General features: G+C 50.4%; 18 protein-coding genes. 3 read left to right on the forward strand and 15 right to left on the reverse strand.

Features of this window, described 5'->3' with window-relative positions; genetic code table 11:
- The 11 genes from ACFQ03_RS12120 to ACFQ03_RS12170 form a co-directional block, all read right to left on the reverse strand.
- The coding region (locus ACFQ03_RS12120) for an ROK family protein (RefSeq protein ID WP_379288689.1) at window positions 1–698 on the reverse strand (698 nt) is incomplete at its 3' end.
- A gap of 25 nt (window positions 699–723) precedes the next feature.
- Complete coding sequence (locus tag ACFQ03_RS12125) at window positions 724–1,425, reverse strand: copper homeostasis protein CutC (protein ID WP_144935323.1); 702 nt, start codon at window positions 1,423–1,425, stop codon at window positions 724–726.
- 63 nt (window positions 1,426–1,488) lie between these two features.
- The gene (locus ACFQ03_RS12130) at window positions 1,489–3,072 is read right to left on the reverse strand and encodes a leucyl aminopeptidase family protein (RefSeq protein WP_379288363.1); all 1,584 of its coding nucleotides are present in this window, start codon (window positions 3,070–3,072) and stop codon (window positions 1,489–1,491) included.
- Window positions 3,069–4,046, reverse strand: coding sequence for an ABC transporter ATP-binding protein (locus ACFQ03_RS12135; protein WP_313960578.1), 978 nt, complete (start codon window positions 4,044–4,046; stop codon window positions 3,069–3,071). Before ACFQ03_RS12135 ends, ACFQ03_RS12130 begins: the two co-directional genes overlap by 4 nt.
- Window position 4,047: 1 nt before the next feature.
- A complete protein-coding gene (locus ACFQ03_RS12140; RefSeq protein ID WP_150960195.1) occupies window positions 4,048–5,034 on the reverse strand; it encodes an ABC transporter ATP-binding protein in 987 nt (328 codons plus the stop codon).
- A 15-nt stretch (window positions 5,035–5,049) separates the two neighbouring features.
- On the reverse strand, window positions 5,050–5,925 hold the full coding sequence (locus ACFQ03_RS12145) for an ABC transporter permease subunit (protein ID WP_144935366.1): 876 nt from the start codon (window positions 5,923–5,925) through the stop codon (window positions 5,050–5,052).
- Between the two features lie 32 nt (window positions 5,926–5,957).
- Window positions 5,958–6,887, reverse strand: coding sequence for a nickel ABC transporter permease (nikB, locus tag ACFQ03_RS12150; protein ID WP_379288366.1), 930 nt, complete (start codon window positions 6,885–6,887; stop codon window positions 5,958–5,960).
- A gap of 176 nt (window positions 6,888–7,063) precedes the next feature.
- A complete protein-coding gene (locus ACFQ03_RS12155; RefSeq protein ID WP_144935309.1) occupies window positions 7,064–8,641 on the reverse strand; it encodes a glutathione ABC transporter substrate-binding protein in 1,578 nt (525 codons plus the stop codon).
- 143 nt (window positions 8,642–8,784) lie between these two features.
- The gene (locus tag ACFQ03_RS12160) at window positions 8,785–9,792 is read right to left on the reverse strand and encodes an asparaginase (RefSeq protein ID WP_144935306.1); all 1,008 of its coding nucleotides are present in this window, start codon (window positions 9,790–9,792) and stop codon (window positions 8,785–8,787) included.
- A gap of 72 nt (window positions 9,793–9,864) precedes the next feature.
- A complete protein-coding gene (locus tag ACFQ03_RS12165; RefSeq protein ID WP_379288369.1) occupies window positions 9,865–11,028 on the reverse strand; it encodes an ROK family transcriptional regulator in 1,164 nt (387 codons plus the stop codon).
- A gap of 1,576 nt (window positions 11,029–12,604) precedes the next feature.
- A complete protein-coding gene (locus tag ACFQ03_RS12170) occupies window positions 12,605–13,639 on the reverse strand; it encodes a YeiH family protein (RefSeq protein WP_379288371.1) in 1,035 nt (344 codons plus the stop codon).
- A gap of 410 nt (window positions 13,640–14,049) precedes the next feature.
- On the opposite strand from ACFQ03_RS12170, the gene ACFQ03_RS12175 reads away from it, so the two are divergent.
- Window positions 14,050–15,630 (forward strand): alkaline phosphatase family protein, encoded by a 1,581-nt coding sequence (locus ACFQ03_RS12175; protein WP_379288373.1) that lies wholly within the window; start codon window positions 14,050–14,052, stop codon window positions 15,628–15,630.
- Window positions 15,631–15,679: 49 nt separating this feature from the next.
- Here ACFQ03_RS12175 and ACFQ03_RS12180 read toward each other — a convergent pair whose 3' ends face one another.
- The 3 genes from ACFQ03_RS12180 to ACFQ03_RS12190 all read right to left on the reverse strand — a co-directional run bounded on the left by ACFQ03_RS12180 (window position 15,680) and on the right by ACFQ03_RS12190 (window position 18,723).
- Window positions 15,680–15,871 (reverse strand): hypothetical protein, encoded by a 192-nt coding sequence (locus tag ACFQ03_RS12180; protein WP_144935292.1) that lies wholly within the window; start codon window positions 15,869–15,871, stop codon window positions 15,680–15,682.
- 133 nt (window positions 15,872–16,004) lie between these two features.
- Window positions 16,005–17,246 (reverse strand): Gfo/Idh/MocA family protein, encoded by a 1,242-nt coding sequence (locus ACFQ03_RS12185; protein WP_379288375.1) that lies wholly within the window; start codon window positions 17,244–17,246, stop codon window positions 16,005–16,007.
- Between the two features lie 187 nt (window positions 17,247–17,433).
- Window positions 17,434–18,723 (reverse strand): NCS2 family permease, encoded by a 1,290-nt coding sequence (locus tag ACFQ03_RS12190; RefSeq protein ID WP_144935289.1) that lies wholly within the window; start codon window positions 18,721–18,723, stop codon window positions 17,434–17,436.
- A gap of 270 nt (window positions 18,724–18,993) precedes the next feature.
- Here ACFQ03_RS12190 and ACFQ03_RS12195 point away from each other — a divergent pair, with 270 nt between their 5' ends.
- Both ACFQ03_RS12195 and ACFQ03_RS12200 read left to right on the forward strand, forming a co-directional pair.
- On the forward strand, window positions 18,994–21,072 hold the full coding sequence (locus tag ACFQ03_RS12195; RefSeq protein WP_260982049.1) for a serine hydrolase: 2,079 nt from the start codon (window positions 18,994–18,996) through the stop codon (window positions 21,070–21,072).
- Between the two features lie 577 nt (window positions 21,073–21,649).
- Window positions 21,650–22,531: a methyltransferase domain-containing protein gene (locus ACFQ03_RS12200; RefSeq protein WP_379288378.1), complete on the forward strand. Its 882-nt coding sequence runs from the start codon at window positions 21,650–21,652 to the stop codon at window positions 22,529–22,531.
- 136 nt (window positions 22,532–22,667) lie between these two features.
- Here the strand turns inward: ACFQ03_RS12200 and ACFQ03_RS12205 are convergent, their stop codons facing one another.
- The gene (locus ACFQ03_RS12205; protein WP_379288380.1) at window positions 22,668–23,459 is read right to left on the reverse strand and encodes an ABC transporter permease; all 792 of its coding nucleotides are present in this window, start codon (window positions 23,457–23,459) and stop codon (window positions 22,668–22,670) included.
- Between the last annotated feature and the right edge of the window lie 4 nt (window positions 23,460–23,463).

The following is a 23,463-nucleotide window of genomic DNA, read 5'->3' on the forward strand; positions in this document are numbered from 1 at the left end:
GCCGTTCCATCCCCTTGCCGGGCGGCTTCGAACAGATGCTTGGCGCTGATCGGTATTCCTTCTTGAGCGGCCAAATTCGTCATCAGCGACGCTTCCCGTGCCGACGCTTCCTCGGCGATCCGGGCAATGGACGTACCGGAGGCGTAGGCTTCCCAGCAGCCGGGCCGGCCGCAGCTGCAGACCGGGCCGTCCACTCCGATCATCGTATGGCCGAGCTCGGCGGCAATCCCGTTGCTGCCGAGCAGCAGCTTGCCGTCCAGCACGATTCCGGAGCCGATGCCGGTGCTGATCGTAATATAAACCATCGTCTTCGAGCCTTGGCCGGCACCGGCATAATATTCGCCCCATGCCGCCGCGTTCGCGTCGTTGACGACTTGAACGGGAATACCCAGCCTCCGCTTCATTTCCTCACGCAGCGGAATTCCGGCCCAGCCCGGCAGGTTGGTTCCGTTCAGAATGATTCCCCGTTCCGTATCCACCGCACCCGGAGAAGCTACTCCGACGCCCGCAACAGGCAGATCGCCGCGTACTTCTTCAACGGAACGGACGAGACAATCGATCACTTCCTCCGCCGTCTTCAGCTCGGCGGTTTGGAACCGTGTCCGCCGCAGCACTTGGCCGCTTTGATCCAACAGCGCCGTCGCTATTTTGGTGCCGCCGAGATCGACCCCGACAACATACTGCGTATTTTGCTCCATTTCCTATTCCTCATTATCTTCTGATCTATTCGCTCAGTTGCTTAAGATCTCTTATTATGGTTTCTATAACCCCGGGATCTATCGGGTGAGCAAAGCTTCGGTTAACGCGGGCCGCGGAGCCGAAATGAACCTCCGTCACACCCGTCGCAGGTACCAGAGTCTTCAACGATTCCGGAGTCATCCCGTAACCCGCCATGATATTTACCGAAGTATTCTTCGACCGGTCCACCAGCTTCTTCAACTGCTCCGCCGATTGCGGCGCCGGAGCCTGTCCGCCGGCGGTCAGAATGCGCCGGATTTGCGGAAACTGCGCGATCGTCTCCAGAGCCTCCAGTTGTTCTTCTACCTCTATATCGTCGAAAGCACGGTGGAAAGTGACATCCAGACCTTCCGCTTCTTCCAACAGATAAGAGATTGCTTCCGTATCCACTTTCCTCTCCTCGGTAAGCGCCCCGATGACGATTCCTGCCGCACCTGCTTTCTTGATGTGGCGGATATCTGCGGCCATTACGGCCAGGTCGTGCTTATCATAATGAAAGGAGCGGCTGTGGGGGCGGACAATGACGTTGACCGGAATTTGCACCGCGCCGACGACCGCTTCAATCAGCCCGAGGCTCGGGGTCAGTCCCGTTTCGGTCATGGCTGAACACAGCTCAAGACGGTTAGCTCCACTGCGCTCGGCAGTGACGGCATCTTCCAGGCTGGTACTAATGATTTCCAGAAGCATTCTAGACTCCTCCTAGTAAGAATCATTTTCATAATGATGGTTAAAAGCAGATACTGCGATAAATCAAGCCTTCGGCTGCCTGGCTGCCTCCACCCGGGAGGCAACGAAATCGGCCAGCAGGCGGGCGCCATATCCGGTAGCCCCTGCAGTATAATAGCCATTGGCCGACGCGACCTGTACGGTGTTCGCCATATCGATGTGCACCCAACGGGAGGCTTTATCCACGAAGCGACGCAGGAATAAGGCGGCTACGATAGCCCCTCCGTACGGGGAATGGCTGATATTGTTCATATCTGCATAATCGCTGTGAAGCTGTTCTTCGTATTCGTCGATCAGCGGCATCGGCCAGATGCGGTCGCCGTTCTTCTCGCCAATGGCGGCAAGAGTCTCGATGAACGGCCGGTCGCCCCAGGCTCCCGCCATTTTCAAGCCGAGCGCTTGGCCGACATTGCCGGTGAGCGTGGCGATGTCCACGATCTCCCTGGCGCCGAGCCGGTCGGCATGGAGCAAAGCGTCCGCCAGTACAAGCCGACCTTCCGCATCCGTGTTCCCGACCTGCACCGTGATTCCGTTAGGATAGGTGATCACGGTCGACGGAACGAATGCGCGGGCATCCGGCATATTATCGGCGGTCGCAATCAAGGCGGTCACGTTCGCCTGAATCCCGGAGCGGCTGATCATGTCCATCGCCCCCAGGACCGCGCAGGCGCCGCCCATATCGAAGCGGGCGTCACTGAGGTCCCGTCCGGACTTGATATTCATGCCGCCCATGTCGAACGTGATGCCTTTGCCGACGAGCGCGATCAAGGGCAGCTGCGGATCGGTCGCGTAGGACAGCTCAATCAGCGCCGGCTTATAGCGGCTTCCCAGCCCTACGGTCAACAGGCCGTTCATCTGCAGCCGCTCCAGCTCTTCGTCGCGGTAAATGCGCACTCCTACCGGAAGCTCCGCAAAATGCTCCATAACCCGCTCCACGAGCGATTCCGGGTGGAGTACATTCGGCGGCTCGTTGCATAGGTCGCGGGCCAGCATCGTTCCTTCCGCACGGATGGAGGCCTGCTTCAGAGCCGGCTCCAGATCCTGAGCGGTGCAGGCTCCTGCAGGAAGGATGAGATGCAGATGCTCCACCGAGCGGGACGACTTGTTGGATTTATACAGATCAAACGTGTAAGAGCCCAGCCGCCATCCTTCAGCCCAAGCAGCGACTAAATCTTCCACAGTCATGCTCCATGCCGCGCTGGTCGACACAGCGGGGATGGAACCTTCCGTCCCGTTGGCCGACCCAGTCTCAGCGGAGTTCAACTCTGCCGAACCGCCTGCCTGCCCAGCAGGCGCCGAGAAGGCGGAGAACCGCTCCGCCAGACGATCCAGCCGGACAGCGACCGTCTTGAAGCCTTCCTTGCTGATCGCTCTCACCGCATTGCCCGCCGCTTCCCGAATCCGCTCGGCGGAGATTCCTTCATCCGGACCCAGACCGATGATCAAATCATGAGGCTGTTGATCCCGGCTGTACAGCCAGGTGACCGCTCCGCGCTTTCTGGCATGCGGTCTGAGCTTCACTCCAGGGACCGGATCCCCGTCCGATTCCCGGCACAGATGAACGATTACTTCCGCGGACTGCTCGTTTCCGACCGTTATTTTCATCATTCGTTCCCCTTTTCATATAAGTGGCAGGCCACATAATGATTGGGTGCCACTTCCTTGAATTCAGGCACTTTCGTTTTGCACATTTCCATACAGGAAGGACAGCGCGTATGGAACCGGCAGCCGGATGGCGGATCGACCGGACTGGGCAGATCGCCCTTCAGCACGATCCTTTCCCGCTTCAGGCGGGGATCGGGTACCGGCACTGACGAAAACAACGCCTGAGTATAAGGATGTAGAGGCTTATCGTATAAAGTCTCCTTATCCGCCACCTCCACCATGGAACCGAGATACATGACGCCGATCCGGTCGCTAATATGCTCGACTACACTCAGGTCGTGAGAGATGAACAAATAAGTCAGCGCGAATTCTTCCTGCAAATCTTGCAGCAGGTTAAGCACCTGCGATTGAATCGAGACGTCCAAGGCGGACACCGGCTCATCCGCTACAATCAGGCTCGGCTTAACCGCGAGCGCCCGGGCGATTCCCACCCGCTGACGCTGCCCTCCGCTGAATTCGTGCGGGTAGCGCTCCCCGTGGAAAGAGTTGAGTCCGACCACCTCCAGCAGCTTGTGGACTTCCTTCTCACGTTCCGCCGCGGACATCGATTCATGGATTAGCAGTGGTTCCCCGACGATATCCTTGATTTTCATTCGCGGATTAAGCGATGCATACGGATCCTGAAAAACCATCTGCATTTGCTTGCGCAGCGGTCTCATCTGATTCGCGTTCAGCTTGCTGATTTCCTGCCCGTTGAACCAAATTTCGCCTTCACTTGGGGTCAGCAGATTAGTTATCAAGCGTCCGGTGGTCGATTTCCCGCAGCCGCTTTCGCCGACGATGCTGAACGTTTCTCCTTTTTGTATGGTAAAAGAGACGTCATTAACGGCGCGCAAATAAGCTTTTTTCCCGAACAAGCCTCTCTTAACCGGAAAAACTTTGTGTAAATGCTTCACTTCCACCAAAGGCTTCGACACTTTATTTCTCCCCCTTCGCCGCGTCATCATAAAGCCAGCATCTGCAGCTTCGCCCTTCGTTCACTAACAGCTCCGGCTCTTTCTCGTGACAAATCGCCATCGCTTCCGCACAGCGGGGAGCAAATTTACAGCCCCTGGGCATATTCGTCAGGTCCGGCACATTGCCGGGAATCGACTCGAGCCGTTTAACCGGCTGACGCAGCTTCGGTACGGAGCGGATCAGTCCTTTGGTATAGGGATGCTGAGGATGATCGAAAATATCCAGCACATCGCCTTCCTCCACCACTCTTCCGGCGTACATGACGACAACGCGATCGCACATTTCGGCAACGACCCCCAGATCATGGGTGATCAGCAGAATGGACATGTTGTTGTCGGCCTTCAGCTTTTTCATAAGCTCGAGAATCTGCGCCTGGATGGTCACATCGAGCGCTGTCGTCGGCTCGTCTGCGATCAGAAGCTGCGGATGGCAGGACATCGCCATAGCTATCATAACACGCTGGCGCATACCGCCGGACAATTGATGCGGATATTCGTGTATAATTTCAGCAGCCCTCGGAATTCCTACCAGATCCAGCATATGAATGGCGTGCTGGCGAGCTTGTTTTTTATCATATTTAAGGTGAAGCATGATCGCTTCTTCCAATTGCCTGCCGATTTTCAATACCGGATTCAGCGAGGTCATAGGCTCCTGGAAAATCATCGCTATGTCCTTGCCGCGGATTTTGCGCATCTCATTCTCTGGCAAATTGACCAGATCCCGATCACCGAAATGAACGGTCCCCCCGACGATCTTGCCGGGAGTGTTCTTGAGCAGCCTCATTATCGACAAGGAGGTGACGCTTTTGCCGCAGCCGGATTCGCCCACAAGACCGAGAACTTCACCCTTGTTCACATGGAGATCTACCCCGTCAACGGCATTGACTTTCCCTTGTTCTCTCGTAAACTGTGTCCGGAGACCTTTCACATCTAGCAATTTTTGAGCCATGCGCGTTACTCCTATCTAATTCTTAATCTTAGGATCCAAGGCGTCTCTCAAGCCGTCTCCTAATATATTAAAGGCCAATACGGTCAAAAAGATGGCGGCTCCCGGAAAATAAACTACATGAGGAGCAATTCCCAAATAATCGCGGCCCATGCTCAGCATAGCGCCCCAATCCGGATCGGACGGCTTGGCCCCGAGTCCTAGGAAGCTCAGACCGGATGCGGCCAGTATCGTGGTTCCGATTCTCATGGTGAAATAAACAATGAGACTTGGAACCGTCTCCGGGAAAATATGCCTCGCGATAATTCGCCGGTCCTTCGCCCCAATCGATTTGGCCGCCTCAACGAACAACGTCGACTTCGTCTCCAGCGTTGCGCTGCGAATGATTCTGGCGAACGAGGGGACCCCGAAGATGGCAACGGCAATAACAACGTTAATCAAGCCCGGGCCGATAATCGCGACAATCCCGATAGCCAGCAGCAAATCCGGGAACGAGAACATGACATCGCTCCCCCGCATAATGAGCCTGTCCAGCCAGCCGCCGTAATAGCCGCTGATCAGTCCAAGCACCGTGCCGATGACCGCGCCGATGAGCACCGCACTGATCCCTACGGAAAGGGACAATCGGGTTCCGGCCAGAATCCGGCTGAAAATATCCCGGCCGTATTCATCCGTCCCGGCCCAATGCTCCCATGACGGGCCGGACAAAATGTTCTCGTAGTCAGGCTCGGCCGGATCATACGGAGCGATATGTGGTCCAATAATAGCTATGACAATAAGCAAAATAATAAAAACGCCGGCCGCGAAAGCAAGACGCTGCCTTTTCATTTTGTTCCAGAAATCACGGATTGGTCCGCTTTTCGCAACGGGAGCGGCTTCACCGGCCGGCTGCATGGTTACTTCATTTGAATTCACGGTGACCCTCCTCAACTCTGATCCGACAGACGAATTTTGGGATTAAGAACGCCATAGAGCACATCCACGAGCAAGTTGACAAGGATGAACTGGACTGCGAACAGAAGAAGCTCCGCCTGAATAACCGTGTAATCGCGGAAGGAGATCGAATCGATCAGCAGCCGGCCGAGGCCAGGGATACTGAATACGGTCTCGACAATGACCGATCCGCCCAATAAGAAACCGAACTGCAATCCCGCTATGGTCACCACGGGAATCATTGAATTTTTGATGGCATGATCCTTGATAATCGTGCTTTCCTTCAACCCTTTGGCACGCCCTGTCCGGATGTAATCCTGTTTAAGCGATTCCAGCATGGACGCTCTGGTGAATCTCGCAAGCATAGACATAATCCCCGCTCCCAAAGTAATAGAAGGGAGAACATAGCTGGACCAGGATTCCGTTCCTCCGGTCGGGAACCATCCCAATTGAACGGAGAAGATCTGAATCAACAGCAGCCCCAGCCAAAAAGGAGGAATCGAAATGCCCGATACCGCCGTCAGCATGCTTAAATAATCCGGCCATTTGTTACGATTGACCGCCGATATAATTCCAATGATCAGTCCAATGATCAAAGCCCAGGCCATACTGAACAAAGTAAGCCAGACGGTGGGCATCAGCCGCGACAGAATGATTTCGGTCACGGGTTGTCCCGTTTTCAGCGAGGTGCCTAGATCCCCCTGAAACAGCTTGGTCATATAAATAACGTATTCCTCCCAAAGCGGCTTATCCAGGCCAAGCTCGGCACGGATCATATTGATTTCGTCCAGAGTGGCTTCCTTGCCGGCAACCATTCGTGCAGGATCACCGGGAATCAAGTGAATAAAGAAAAATACCAGCACAGAAACGATCAATAGGATCGGAATCACGCCAAGCAACCGTTTCAACACAAATTTGGCCAAAACCTTCCAAACCTCCCAGCATTATGTCCGGTCCTAAGTCCTTGCCTCAGCCGTGGCCAAAGCATATCGAGCGCTGGGATTCCCAGATGCTCCGCACCGAACGTTAAGTTCCTGTCATTTAGTAACGATGCTGTGTTAAGCTCGGGTGACGGCTCAACACAGCATCATGTAGGTCATTACTTCTTGATTTCGGCATCCCGGACATTGATGGAACCGTCAGGGTATACGTGGATGCCTTCGATATAGTTTTTCTTACCGGAGACCGTATCGTCCACGACGAGGAAGATCCACGGTACATCCTTGAAGATTTGAGCTTGAATATCGGAATAGTACTTCTTCTGCTCTTCCGGATCGGACAGCTGGTTCGCCGTAGCGATCATCTCGTCCACTTGGTCGTTTTTGTAATAGGCGGTGTTAGCTCCGTTCGGAGGGAACATTTCACTCGCGAACAAAGGACGGATAGCAGCATCCGCATCCGCCGAAGACGGAGACCAGCTTACATACCACATTTGAACCTTGGCTTCTTCCGGAGAATTCGCGGAATTGATTTCTTGAGACAGCGTGCCTTCCTCCATCGGCTTCACATCGAGCTCGATGCCGATAGCGGCCAATTGCTGTTGAATAAACTGCATTCCTTTAATCGTTTCGGAATCGGTGTTGCCCCAGATTTCGGCTTTGAAACCGTCAGCGTAGCCCGCTTCTTTCAGAAGCTCCTTAGCTTTTTCCAGATTGAAATCATATACACCTTGCTGGGCATAGTGTTGGGTTTTCTGGGCCATAGCCGAATCCAGCTTCTCGGCAAATCCTTGCTTGACTACTTTAATGAAAGCATCTTTGTTGATTGCATAGTTCATTGCTTGACGAACACGAACATCGTCGAAAGGCTTCTTCGTCGTGTTGATGGAAATGTAGCGGGCGATCGTCGAAGGATTCTTCTCTACGACAATGCCGTCCTTGCCGTCAATGTGCTCAACTTGTTCCGTAGGCAGCGGATAGACGAAATCGGCTTCTCCTGTTTTCAGCATGGCCACGCGGGAACCGTTCTCCGGCACTGGCTTGAACGTAATGCTGTCCACCTTCGGCAGACCTTCTTCCCAGTAATCCGGATTTTTCTCGATGGTCAGATGATTCCCCTGCATCCATTCCTTGAATTTGAAAGGACCGGTTCCGACTGGATTCTGTCCGATATCTTTACCATACTTCTCTAGAGCATCGGGGCTGATAATCATCAGCATCGCCAGTTTGTTCAACATGGCGGAATAAGGCTTGGTCAATGTAAGCTTGACCGTTTTCTCATCAACAACTTCGGTATGATCCACTACGGCAAAGCTTTTGGACATCCGCAAATTGCTGTCTTTCAGGCGGTCCAGATTGATTTTGACCGCTTCGGCGTTGAATGGTGTGCCATCATGGAACTTGATATTCTCTTTCAGCTTGAACACATACTCTTTACCGTCTTCGCTTACTTCATAGCTTTCGGCCAATACCGGCACGACCTTCATATCCTGGTCAAAGCCTAGCAGACCTTGGTACATGGTACGGTATCCGCTAATCGAAAGAGTATCTGCGGCATTATGCGGATCCAGTGTAATGAAGTTGGCGTTAACCGCTATCGTTACGCTATTGCCTTCTTTCTTGGCTAACGGTTGGTTTTCGCCGCCTCCCTGGTGGGTTTCCTGAGGCTTGCTGGAACAGCCGGCAAATATAAATACAGCCATAACAACAGCCATTAAGCTTAGGAAATATTTCCTCATTTCTGTGTTCCTCTCCCTTTTTAAAATATATACTTCTCGCCATCGGTTAATGGCTGGATGAAGTCGCTGACGCGGTCTTTCTCTATTAAGAAAATGCGGCAATCACATGCTGTTGGACACCCAACTTAGCCTGAGCCCGGCCGTTATTTTCCCTCCAGAGTAAAGACGGCCTTTCTCTCACCGACAATGACTTGATTGTCGTTCTTGATCTGTTTGGGCGACAGGGCGTATAAACGCTCGATCGTCTCCCGGTTGTCATAACCGATTTGCTCCAGAATCGAAGCAACGATGTTCGGCCATACAAGCTCGGACCCATCCAGTACTTTCAGAGCGAAGCTCATGCGCTCCTTCTTGAGGCCGAAGCCGTAGACTCCTTTGGCTCCCCCTTTGGCCACGATGTTAGGATCCGCCAGAAGGACGGAGCAAATAAAGTCATGGCTCGCGACCATTTCCGGATGAGCATTCATGTATCCGGCGATTTTCACGGCCGCTTCCCTTGTCCCCGGATTTTCGATCAAATCCGGACAGGCGAGCTTCAGATATGCTCTCGCGATATGCTGAAGCGGCAGCGCGTAAACCGGGAAGCCGCATCCATCCACCCCGATTTGAATATCTTCCTTGGGGTAGTCGGCCATTTCGGCCATCGCGGCCAGGCTTAGCTGCTGCACCGGGTGATCCGGCTCCCAATAGCGGTCCATATCATGTCCGAGCAGCTTGGCCAGGGCGAGGAAGCCGCTATGCTTGCCCGAGCAATTGTGATAGAGCTTGCGCTTCTCCCCGTGCTCCCTGTGGTACGCGGCTTTCGGTTCCTCATTCAGCGGGTAGGTCGGGCAGCACAGAATTTGCTCTTCGGCGACGCCTGTTTTTCGCAGAATGGATTCCAGCGCTTCAATATGATACTTCTCCCCCCGCTGGGAGGCGGCAAAAAGCGCCGCTTCCTTAGGCGTCAAGCCAAATTTCTCCACAACCCCGTGTTGAATGACCGGGATGGCCTGGAAAGGCTTCGCGGCCGAGCGCATGAAGGTGATATGATTCTCGTTGCCTACCGAATAGACGACCTTTCCTTCTTCATTGATCCCGCACAGGACGCCCATATGGACATTTTCCAGAATACCTCCGCGGTATTCCTCGACCAATACTTCGTAGTTCATCGTCTTCCCTCCAGATTAATATTCTAGAGGCGCGGTGAATGTTGGAACACCTCGTTCCCAGCCACCGGAGCCCTAGCACTCAATGCTTAAAAACTTCTCCTGAGCCAGCAGGCTCGACCCTATAACGACTCCCTCGCTGCCAAGTGCGGAATATACGACCTGATACGTATCCCGAAGTGGCTCCCAAACATACTGCTGCAGTTGATCATTTTCGAAGAAAGAACGGACCTCGTCGTATTTTTCCACCAGATCCCCGCTGACAATGACCGTGTCGGGATTGTACAGGCAGATGACATTGGCAATTGTAATTCCGATAAATGTAATGGCACGGTCCAGTATGTTGGCCGCCCAAAACTGCCCTTTACGGCGTTCTTCAAACAATTCATTCAGCGTGGAGATCGGTTTAATCTTATTCGACTCGGTTATTAGCGAGCTCTCCGCTATGTAGGTTTGAAGGCAGCCTATTTTGCCGCACTCGCACATGACTCCGTTAGGATCGACAATCGTATGGCCAATCTCTCCTGCACTATTGGTTTCACCGCGATAGATTTCCCCGTTAATGATTAGCGCGGAGCCGACTCCGGTACCGAAGCCGATCAGGGCCGTTCGCTTCGAGCCTTTGGCCGCACCGTAACAATATTCTGCCAGCGCTTTCACCTTAAGCTCGTTATCGACAGCCACCTCGTAACCGGTAATCGTTTTTAACGTTTCAGCCACGCGAACGTTTCTCCAGCCAAGCTGGGCCGATAATATAACTTCCCCGCTTTGCTCGTCTACAATTCCGGGCATCCCGATGCCAAGACCGATAATTTTGCCGGGGTCCATCCCCTCTTGCTCAATCATCGACTGCAATTCGAGGCCGATCCGGTTCAGCGTCTGTTCCGCCGTTTCGGAGACTTCCCGGTTCACCTCGCGCAAACTGATAATGCGCCCGTCGAAATCGACCATTCCGATCCTGAATTTCGACTTATCCAGCTCTACTCCGGCGGTCAGTACCGAAGTACGGTCCAATTCCAGCATAGTCGCCTTTCTTCCTAAACCGGTCGTTACCTGCTCCTCCGTTTCCTTAACGAAACCCTGCTCATAGAGCTCGGCAACAATTCGCCCCACCGTAGTTGGACTCATCCCGGTTTTCTTGGCTATACTGGCTCGGGATATAGGAGAGCTGGACTTGATCAGTTGGAAGACGGTGGCCTTGTTTTTCTTTTTGATATAGTCCTGATCGTGTTTTTGCACGAGGACCGTCACCTGCCCCCTTAATTATTTTCTTCGAGGGAATAATAAAACTAAATATTCGCCGTTTTCCCTGTTATTTCTTCATTCAAGTCCTTTGTTAGAGGCTACTATGCAAAAACAACCCTTTATATTCTCCAATGGTATTAATAATAGCAGACTGTTTTTTTAAGTGTCAATAATAATGTAAAGGTTCCATAAAGGATATTTAAGGAAGGCGGGCAGAGATTATGGCAGATTCAGTAGCAGATCGCTTAATTATTCCATCCGTGAAATTAATTCAGTTAGCTGGTCTGCTTCTTCATAATAGGTAGGAGATGTTGAGAAGGTAGGTAACGGACATCGTAGGTAACAGACATCGCTGCCGTTATTGGGCTGATTTTCTCCTATTAGCCTTGCCAACGAACACGCCAGCCGTTATTGAACGCGATGAGATACGTTGATTACTAAATAACGCCTTCTCAATCCGTAACACGGGAAAAACGCCCTTTTTGCCGCAAATAACGATTCCGATGAGACTGCCGATTAATGGTGTGCAACTAAGATCATGTGGGAAACCTGCACGGTTTGGTTATAACGGACCCAAGGGACCTTAATCTCTTCGGAAGGGCCTTTCGGTAACTTTAACGGACTGAGACGACCTTATTCCCAAGAAACGCACGCGAAAGTAGGAGAATTCTATAAAATAAGCGCATCTGTGTCCGTTTATTCTAAAAAAACCGCCTAATTTGACGAAATAGAGTCTCTCAGGTCCGTTACATTTTCGCTGTTATCCATTGCCAGTTTCATTGATGCTGCACCAATTCGCTTTTCACTTGTACAATCATCCTGTTACCTATTCTACATTAAATCGACAGCCCCCCGTTGTTCGTTTGGTGTAATTCAGTTCCCCTCTAATCAGAAAACCCACATTGCTTCATCGGGCCTTCGACTGCTATCCCCTTCAATCAGAAACCAACAGTGCTTCAGTAGACCCTTCGACCACTATCCCCTTCAATCAGAAACCAACAGTGCTTCAACAGGCCTTCGACTGCTATCCCCTTCAATCAGGAACCTATCGCTTCAAAATTTTCTCTCTCTCTCCACCATAAGAATTTATCCAGCCCTCATTCACTTTTGCAGAGCAACTACAACTAAAAATAGACCCATCCTTTGACGACTGGGGCCAAATAGAATCTAAACCCATTCCATTCCTTCTAACCTTATTCCTTGCCTATCCAGTATGGAATCCTATTTTCCAAATTCATGGCGTATACGAGCTTCCTGAGTCAAAGGGATACTAGTCAAAAGGGAGAGAAAATGGAAACCTGCACACGAAATTCTGCACAAGACGGAATCGCATTTAACGACTAGTGCACAATAAATGCTACTTTGGGGTTTACAGAAACGGGAAGTTATTTTCGTGCACAAAAAAACACCAGACTGCGAAACTGCAGTCTGGTCGACTCATTCTGGACGAAGCGAATGTGAAGGGGCGGCATGTGCTCGACTACCGTCATGCGACGCCAAAACCGCGTGCTGGGAGTCGTGGGCGGTTTATTGGGATTTCTTCACCAATTTCAACCGGATCCACTTGCTGTTAGGCCAAATTCAGAAGATGAACGAGACCAAAACCCAATGCCGACAGCAGGACCGAACCGATAAGACCGGCAGCGAACGACTTCATACCGAGACGCCGGAACGTAACCAGATCCACATTTAACCCTAGACCGGCCATCGCCATGGCGATCAACATGTAGGCCACCGTCACTATTACGCCGGCTACATCCGACGATACGATGTTGAGAGAATTAATTCCGCTGACGATCAGGAAGCCCACTATAAACCACGGAATCGGAATGGACTTCCAGGAGGTTCCACTACTGCCTTTACTATGTTCCGACCGGCTGGCCCATATCCCGATTAGAATGGCTACCGGGACTAACAAAGCGACCCTCGTCAGTTTGACAATTACAGCCATATCTACGGCTTCGCTGCCTACCGGATCGGATGCGGCAATGACGTGAGCTATTTCATGCAAGGTTCCCCCTGAGAAAATACCGTACCCCAGATCCGATAACCCGATAACCGGATACATAAATGTATAAATTAATGTAAAAAGCGTCCCCAGAATCGCGACCATGGCTGCTCCTATGGCCGTTTCCTCGTCCTTTGCTTTAATTTGCGGAGCAATGGCCACCACGGCCGCCGCACCGCAGATGGCGGTACCGCAAGCCGTCAGTATGCCTAGCCGTTTCTCCACTTTGAACAAACGGGCAAGCCCGTATACGACCGTTAGCGCAAAGCAGATGACAATGATCGCCATCAGGAATACTTTGGGGCCGGCATGCACGATATCCATTAAATTAAGCCGCATCCCCAGCAAAATGATCCCGAGGCGAAGCAGTTTTTTGCTAGAAAAGTTGGTACCGGCTATGAGCCTGTCCGGCACCCCTATCGTCGCCCTCCAAAAAATCCCGATCAAGATGGCGATGACAAGCTGCCCCATGATACTGAGGAAAGGAAACCCGGCCAAATATTTGGCGACGAGTGCAATAATCAGCGTTAGTCCGATGCCGAGCGCAAAACCGGCGGTTTGTCTTTTTTTATTTTGTCGAGTTAACGGTTCCCCCATACTTTCTCCCACCTCTGCTGCTTGTCATTATTTGAACATGCTTATTCCTTACGCTATTCACTATAAAGCGGGGAAAGCAAAATGTGAAATACCGATATGCTATTCTGAGCATTAGTTTTTCTAATGATTGCTGCGTAATCGCGGGGAAGCCTTAATGCCGTAAGGGCGTTTTTTGTGTATCACTAATGAATTTCAGACTGGCAGGCCATATTAAGAAAAAGCTCCTAACGGAGCCTTTTCGAAGACGAATAACCCGGTTTTAAAGGTAGCTTTTTATGCCAATTAGAAAGTTGTTCCATTTTAATGCTTTAATGAACATGAACTTTCTAATGTGATAAGAAAAAGCTTCTAGCTTTTCATGCCGATAGGGATCCTTTGTACTAACGCCAAGCGAAAGGATATATATGTTCATGAAAAAAATCATTCTGATTTTATTAATCAATGCAGCGTTGTTGGCCGGTTGTCAGACAAGGCCGCCGAACATGCACCAGCTGCACACTCAATCGGAGCGGACTCCATCATCGAAGCCCGTTATTTTGCTTATGGCGGATTCCATCATGGATAAGCCCCTACAGGAGGCGATCCGGAACGGGCAGGCTCCTGCTTTCGAATTTCTAATCACCCATGGACGTTACTATCCCGATGTGGTGAGCTCTTTTCCTACCATGTCGGTAACGGTCGACAGCACTTTATTAACCGGAACCCATCCCGATCAGCATCGTATTCCCGGTCTCGTTTGGTTCAATGCCGGCGAGCAGCGGGTCATTAATTACGGCACCGGTCTGCGGGAAGTTATCAAGCAAGGGCCCAATCAGGTTCTTACAGACAGTCTCCTTCATTTGAACAATAGACATTTAAACCCGGACATCCGGACGATTCATGAACAGTTGGCAGACCACGGGAAAGAATCGGCATCCATAAATGCATTGATTTATAGTGGAAATACAAAGCATAAGCTTGTCCTGCCGGATTCGGTCGCATCCCTATCTCCTTTACCCTCTGAATTAGAAACCCAAGGTCCCAAGCTACTTTCTCTTGGCGTATTGTCACAGCATAATCCGGCTAATCAGTGGAATACGTTTGTATGGCAAAGCTACGGCATCAATAACAAATTTTCGGCTGAAGAGCTGAAAATGATGATTAAGGAAAACCGGCTGACGGATTTAAATGTAGTTTACTTCCCGGATAACGACTTGATCGTCCATCGGAAAGGACCGGAAACGCTGAAAGGGATTAGAGAGATGGATCAACAGCTTCAGGAAATTTTGAATGCATACGGATCTTGGGAAGAATCGCTTAAGCAAGCGATATGGATAGTGATGGGAGACAGCGGACAAGCGGTGATCGGCGCCGACCGCAATAAATCCGTCATTCCTCTCAAGGAGAGGCTCGGAGCGTACCGGATTGCCGATCAGAATCCACCTGCTGCCGGTCAAGATCAGATGGTCCTCTGTGTGAATGAACGGATGGCCTACGTCTATTTGTTAACGCCCGATCTGAGCTTCGAAGACGTAGCCGAACAATTGCGTCAGGATGACAGAATGGATGTAATCGCGTGGAAAGAAAATGACGGGGTCAGGGTTCGGGCGGGAGGCAGCGAGAAAACCTTGCATTACAACGTTAACGGAACTTACGTGGATACCTACAATCAGAAATGGTCTCTCCAAGGTGATCATGATCTGCTGGATATTACGGTAAGCGAAGGGGACAATAAAATCCAATACGGCTCCTATCCTGATGCACTCCAAAGGCTGTACAGCTCGTTAAATTCCCACGAGGGCCGATATCTGGTCATTACTGCGAAACCCGGATATGAATTCATCGGAGATGGCTCTCCCACTCATGTAGGCGGAGGAGGACATGGCTCACTGCATAAAGACGATTCCCTGGTCCCGCTTATCGTAACGGGAACCGATTTGCTGCCACATTCTCTGCGATTAGTAGACATGAAACCATGGCTTCTCCAGTTATTAAATGTAAAAAACGATTAATCACGAATAAAGCTTCAAACCTCAGCCGTTAGCTGAGGTTTGAAGGCTGTCATTGTCCGGCGATTCTTCTGTTTCTGAATGGCTGAAGGACTCGCTGAACAACATTGGCCCCTCGGCCTCTGGCTAAACCGACGGCTGTCGCCCCCACTGCAAGCGCCAATGCCGACATCATCCACGGTCTGCGCCATTTAACGGCATTCCGCCGATTTCGGCCTCTGAACCAGGACATCATCCACTGCATCTTTTTCACCGCCTGATATGGGATTATGGTTCGCATGTTCATTGACTGAACGCTATTAGTTTGCGGCGAAACCGGGGCGGACATGTTGATGAAGTTATTCCATATCTGCTACTCGATAACCAAGACGTGAACGTTACCCGAATAAAGTATTATCGACCTTCTCCAGAGTATAACGGCTGTCCGGTCCGGGGGACCGCTTAATCCATTTTCCCTTGGTAAAATCGGGAATGTTCATCGGGGCGCTTCCCAGTTGGATAGATTGCTCCGAAAGAACGGTAATCGCCATCCAGACCGCCGTATCGTATACATCGATCGGTGTATCCGTTCCATACTTGATGCTTTCCGCGAAAGCCCGTAGGACCAAATAATCGATGCCGCCATGCCCTTCCCGGACTCCATCCTTCAAATAATGCTTCCAGATTGGATGCTCATACTGCTCCCGATACGAATCGAACGATTCCCATCGATGAGCCGGACTGCGGCCCTCTATATGTATGGAATTATTATCCTCCATCCATAAGCCTTTCGTTCCCTGCACTCTCCCGGCCCGTGAATAGGGACGCGGCAGGGTAGTATCATGGATGAGCTGTATCGTCTCTCCCCGTGCGCACTTGATCATCGTCGTCACGATATCGCCCTGGGCAAACTCCAGCTTGGCCAGAGGATGCTCCTCGCCCAGATTCTCGTTGACCCAATGGCGGATGCCGCGTGCCTTGGAGGACATAGATGTCAGGGAAAGCAAACGATTCCCCCGGTTGATATCCAAACATTTGGATATCGGGCCCAAGCCGTGAATCGGATACAGCTCACCGTTGCGGTGCAAATAATTGTGGAACCGGTTATGGCGGTTCTCTTCTCCCATGGCGACTTCATCCCGCAAATCATGCTGATACCCGCATTGGCAATGGATCAATTCGCCGAAGAGGCCCTGCTTGACCATATTCAGCACGGCAAGCTCATCACGGCCATAGCAGCAGTTCTCCAGCAGCATACAGGGCAAGCCGGTTTCTTCGGAAGTGCGTACAAGCTCCCAGCATTCCTCCAGGGAAGCTGCTCCTCCAACTTCGATACCGGCATACTTGCCGGCCTTCATCGCGGCAATGGCAATTTCCGCATGAGTATTCCATGTAGTTGCAATGATAACCCCCTGCAAGTCATCGCGCTCCAGCATGGCTTTATAATCGCTATAGCCCTCCGCGGGACTTCCCGCTTGTTTCGCGATGGTCAATCCCATCTGCAGCCTGTCGTCATAAACGTCACAAACTGCCGTTACGGAGACATCATCCATGGCCAACAATTCTTTCAATAAACTTCTTCCCCGCCCGCCTAATCCGATCACGCCGAGCTGGATAACCGATTTCCCTGAATGGATCACTCTATCTCCTCCTAGAATTGTTGTTCTAACCTATTCCGCAGGATGGCAAAAAAGAAGCGCTTCCACAAGCGCTCCTAATTGTTTGTTAAAAACGGCCACGCTCCCCCGCATGGTTTAATTATATCAATGGAACGGTCTTAACCGAAAGGGTGCGGGGGAACGAATTTATGTCCATAAATGCCGCCGGTTAGTGTGCTGGGAAAAAGACCATTTGCAGTGCAAAAATGACACCTAATGCATACAATAGCGGATGGACCTCCCGCCCCTTGCCGCTGAACAGCTTCATCAGCGGATAAGTAATGAAGCCGATCGCTATTCCCGTCGCAATGCTCGAAGTGAGAGGCATGCTGATCATGATCGCGAACGCCGGGAAAGCTTCATCGAATTGTTTCCATTGGATACGCGCCAGCCCCTCCATCATAAAGCAGCCTACAATAATAAGCACGGGCGCCGTAATGGCCGGAAGGGAGGAAATTCCTTCGATGATCGGCGAGAAAAAGATCGACAGGAAGAACAGTCCGGCGACTACGACCGAAGTCAACCCGGTACGCCCCCCGGCCGCCACCCCCGCCGTCGATTCCACGTAGGCGCTGGATGGAGTGGTTCCCATCAAGGAGCCCGCTGTTGTAGCCAAAGCGTCCGCCACCAGGGCCTGCTTCGCCCGGGGGAACGTATTTCCTTTCATTAATCCTGCCTGCTCAGCGACACCGATCATCGTTCCCGTCGTATCGAAGATGGTGACGAGCAAGAAGGCGAAGACAACCGTGTACAGCCCGTGGGAGAATACACCCGGAATGTCCAGATCAAATAACACCGGTGCCGTAGGGAGGGCCACAACGCCCTTAAACTCCATCATTCCCATGATATATCCGATAATCGCCGTTACGGCCATGCCGATAAACAGAGCTCCATGGACCTTGCGCGCCATTAAAATTAAGGTAAGAAATAGCCCGACGAGAGTCAAAACGGTTACCGGCTGATGCAGGTCGCCAAAGGCTACCATGGTGGATTCGTTGGCAACCACGATCCCCGACGATTTTAAACCGATGAAGGCGATGAACAGTCCGATTCCCGCAGTTATGCCGAACTTTAGCGGCGACGGAATCGATGCAATCAGTGTCTCACGCAGTTTGGTGAAAGTGAGCAGCAGGAAAAGAACACCTGCCAGAAAGACCGTACCGAAGACCACCTGGTAGCTCACCCCATGAGAGGCAACGACCGAGGTGAAATAAACGTTCATTCCCATTCCCGGCGCCACCGCTATCGGATAGTTGGCTGCCAGGGCCATCGTCAGTGTTCCGATGATGGCGGCAATAACCGTTGCCGTAAACACCTGTTGAAAAGGCACACCCGCCCCCGAAAGAATAGCCGGGTTAACTACTACGATATAAACCATAGTCAGGAACGTAGTCACGCCCGCCGTCAATTCTGTATGGACATTGGTGCCGTTTTCCTTTAACTTGAACCATCTTTCCATGTCAAAAAAAGCTCCTTCCCGTATCTCATGCAAAACAACACTTCCGTATCCTAGTCCAAACCGGTTCCTTTGTCAACTGTAGAAAAATCCCCGATCTTTATTTAAATTATTACCGAAAAATTACAATCTCCCGAACCGAGCTTCCAATGCTTTACCTTTACTTTTTGTTAAAAGAGAGAGAAATAATCGTTTGACAAGAGTTCAATGAACGAAATCCTTTCCTTGGGCGTACTATCTTCAGATTCGTCATCATATAAGGAGGTCATTCGATTGAAAATAACATGGGGGAGAAAAAAATGCCTCGCTTTATCCGCAGCTTTAGCAGTTTCCGCTTCTGTTCTTCCTGCCGCTTACGGGACGGGCTTACCCGGTTCCGCGCAAGAAAAAGAGATGGAGCAAGAGAGCAGACCTATGGCAGCAGCCCGTCCTTCCGCCGAGGCTGGGACAACCGCTTTGCTGAACGCCGACGATATTGAATCGTTTGCGGACCAATTCTTTGCCCGGGACGACGTGCAGGCGATGGACATTCCGGGAGCCGTACTGATCGTCATCAAAGACGGAGAGATCATTCTGTCCAAAGGCTACGGTTATGCAGACAGGGAGCGCAAAATTCCGATGGATCCGGATACTACCGTCCTTAGAGTCGGCTCCGTATCCAAAGTATTTACCGCGACGGCGGTCATGCAGCTGCTGGAGCAAGGCAAGCTCGATCTTACATCGGATATCCAAACCTATATGGGGGATATTCAGCTAAACAATCCTTCAGGAACTCCATTGACCCTGAAGCATCTGCTGACGCATACGACCGGCTTCGATTTTCCCGATCTTAAGCGCACCGACATACATATGGATCTGGGACTCTTCACTCCAATGGAAGATTATATTAAAGAGCACATGCCTACCGTCGTCCGCCAACCCGGAACTACATTTACTTATGACAATTTCGCTTCCATGCTGCAAGGATACATTGTACAGAACTTATCGGGGATGCCATTCAATGAATATGTGGATCAACATATTTTTCAGCCGCTGAACATGAACAGCAGCAGCTTCTTGCTTAAAGACTCCATTCGCGACAAGCTGGCAACCGGGTACAGCTCCTTGGGACAGCCTGTACCGCTATATACTCTCAAACCAACCGATATGCCGCAGGGCAGCCTGTTTGCCACAGCTTCGGACATTACCAGATTTATGCTGATGCAATTGAATGGAGGAGCCCTGGATAATGCCCGCGTCCTGGAGGAAGAAAGCGTACTACAGATGCAGCAAATCCATAATGCCATTCATCCCGAGGTGCCGCATATGGGCTATGGCTTCGAAACGGCTTACCACAATCACCATAATGGGCATTCCGTCATTGGTAAAGGAGGAAATATCCCGGGATTTTCATCGTGGATGTGGCTGCTTCCCGAGCATAACACCGGTGCCTTTATTGCCTATAATAAAGATGACACTTTGACGGCCGAATTGAGAAAAGAATGGTTCAATGCCTTCATGGACCGGTATTTTCCGGAATCGGAGCCGAAGGAGTATATAACGTCCACGCGGGAGGAACTTCTGCGTTTTGAGGGAACTTACCGGGATTTGCGGCAGAAGTTTCTGGTCAGCCGCGTTTCCGTAACGCCGGAAGGCCAATTAGAGGTTCAGTCCGGCAAAACGTCGAAAATATTGCGCCAGCGGGATGCCCTCCTGTTTGAAGATGAAGACGGGCAGCCTCTTGCCTTCAAAGAACGGGAAGATGGAAGCATCCTTTACCTGTTCTACAATAATCCGGTTTCCTGGGCGGAGAAAATGGCCGAACCGGACGGATTTATCGATGTTCCCGATCATCATCCTTATGCCTCTTATATCCGGGAGCTGGCTGAATTGGAAATCATTCGCCCTGAGCCGGACGGTTCGTTCGGGCCGGAGATCCCGATGACAAGAGCCCAGTTTGCCTCGCAAATCGTAACTGCACTCGGGCTGGAGCCATCGAAGGTCCCGGTGATGTTTGCCGATGCCGCGCAGCATCCGGAAGCCGCCCTGCTGCAAACCGCACTGGAATCGGGAATCGTCCGGGGAACGGCTCCCGGCATCTTCGAGCCGGATAAGCCGGTTACCCGTCAGGAAGCTGCCGTCATGCTGTGGAACCTGATGAAGACGTTCGGGACTCAGCCTGGGGAAGCCATCCTCGCTGATGAAACGGATGAATGGGCCCGTGAAGCGGTTCAAGGCCTGGTGGCCAACCGGATGTTCGGGCCGGAAGTAATTGTTTCGGCCAACGGCTCCGTCCAGTTCCGTTCCAAAGACGTTCTGCTTCGGCAGGAAGCCGCCGCTCTGCTCTATTTCATGCTGCGCCAGATTTATTGATCCTGAGAAGTAGGTATTTAATTAACAATTGCCCGTTATCGGAGTTCCGGGGTGACGGGCAATTGTTTGAATATGCGTCTTGAATATTCCTTAAAGTCATGCTATAGTTCAGGTATCTCTTTAAATCTTGAGGAGGATTATTAAATAATGGTGTACTATATCAGACTGCGACTCCCTTCTTTGAACAAGTAATTGAATATGTTCAAAGGCTCTGTTTGTCTTAAAACAGAGTAAACGGGATCAGTCTGCCCATTTTTAATAATCTTCATTACGCAATAAATTAATGAAGAAAGGCGGGTTAATCTGCCTTTCTTTTATTTAAATATAAGAAAGTATAAGTTTTTATCTATACCTGTTCTTATATTTCATCGGTAAACGCGCCCGTCCTATGGACGGCGATAGCCGTTTATCCTTGTATGCAGATGATTACCTTCTCTTTGTATTAAGGGGAAGGTTTATTGGGCTACGACTATTTTCATATAATAAACCTTACCTGTAAGGTCTTCTTCCCATTTACTCTGAATCACGGGCAAATAGCCTGTGATTTTTTTATTTTGGTAAGAAAGGGAGAGACAGAATGAACAAGTTAAACAACAGCGCAAAAATAGCGAAGACATTTGAAACGATCTTCAAATGCCCCCACTGCAGCGGTTCGATGAAGGTAACGGAACTAAAAAGCATGAGGTGCCTTAATAAGCATACATTTGATTTTGCCAAAACCGGCTATCTGAATTTACTGACCCGTCCCGCTAACAGTCATTACAAAAAAGAATTATTTGAAGCAAGACACAAAATGATTGCCGAAAGTGAATTATATACTCCTTTGCATGAAGCCATCGTAAGATGTATACAAGGGCATGCGGCTGCCTCCGCATCTCCTTTAATGGTTGTAGATTTAGGCTGCGGAGAAGGCTCTCATCTGCAGAAAATTTTGAATGAGCGGATACACCCAGCCATGACCGGATTCGGCCTGGATATATCGAAGGAGGCTATTAACCTGGCTTCCAAAAGATACGAAAACCACATTTGGCTTGTTAGCGATTTAGCCAAGCTGCCGTTCAGAGATGATTCGTTCCATGTCATATTGAATATTTTGTCTCCCTCGAATTATAAGGAATTCAAGAGGGTTTTGGTTCCTGACGGGTTGATCATTAAAGTCGTGCCTCGGCCCGATTATTTATTGGAGCTGCGAAAAGCCTTCTTTGAAAACAATGAAAAAGAGCATTATAAAAATGATGAATCCGCGGAGCTTTTTAAAAAACACTTCGATTTACTGAATGTCACCCATATCAGCTACGTGAAAAACTTAAACCAGGAGGAAATGGATCATTTGACGCAAATGACCCCTCTCGCCTGGTCGTCAGACAAAATGCACATGGATATGTTCAAAAATCAAGACTCCGCGCAGATCACAATAGATTTGGATATTTTAGTCGGGGTAAACAAGAAAATGATATAAGGGTTGCAACAACAAAAGAAGCTCGTCATTTCAACTTAAGCAAAACAAGCGATCCCTGGAGATTATAGTTTAACCGTCTCCTCAAGGATCGCTTGTTTTTTCAGTGAACACGTTAATTATCGAGGAAATCGAAGATTTATCCTCCCGCACTCTGATATCTTTTAATTCCATAAAACCACATCAAAAGCGAAAGCAAGAAACAAGCTACGGCAACTAGAGGGGCAATTAAACCTAACCAAGTCGGGAATATTCCCCCATCCTTGGAAAGGATGACGACGGATGGGTAATAATTAATAAACGCAAACGGAATACCGAAGGTTAGCAGCGTTTGCACGAAGAAACCATAAATGGATATGGGATAAGATATAAAGTCACGCAACGCGCCATACAAAGTAAATAAAAACTGAGAGCTTGTAAAGATAAATGCCCAGCTCCCCAAGAAAATGAATGCGGCAGCATGCATCAACCCGCCGCTGACTAATACGACACCAAGAAAAAATATGGTGGCAATGGACCAATCGGTCTCCAATTGCACTAACGACAAAATTAAAAACGAACCGGCAACGATGAAATGCGCAATATACCCTATATTGAATTGATTTGCGCTAAGGTGGGTAAGCGGATGAAGAGGTGAAGTCAAATAGCGGTCGAATCCCCCGCTTATAACCAATGAATCGAAACCCGTCATATGGTAAAAAAATGATGCGCCAAGCGCGTAAGTAAATACATTAAGACTAACGAGCAGTGCAATCTCGGACCAATTCCATCCGTTAATCGTTTGAAATTTTTGCACCAACAGCCATAGCACAACAAAGTCTGCAACATATCCTAACCCCTGCCCCCAGATCCCGATTAGGAATGCCCCACGATATTCCATCTGTGATTTAAATTTATATAGAACGAAACGCAAAAATAGTGACAAGCCCATAGGA

Source organism: Paenibacillus residui, from assembly GCF_042677205.1.
Taxonomy (GTDB): Bacteria; Bacillota; Bacilli; order Paenibacillales; family NBRC-103111; genus Paenibacillus_L; species Paenibacillus_L residui.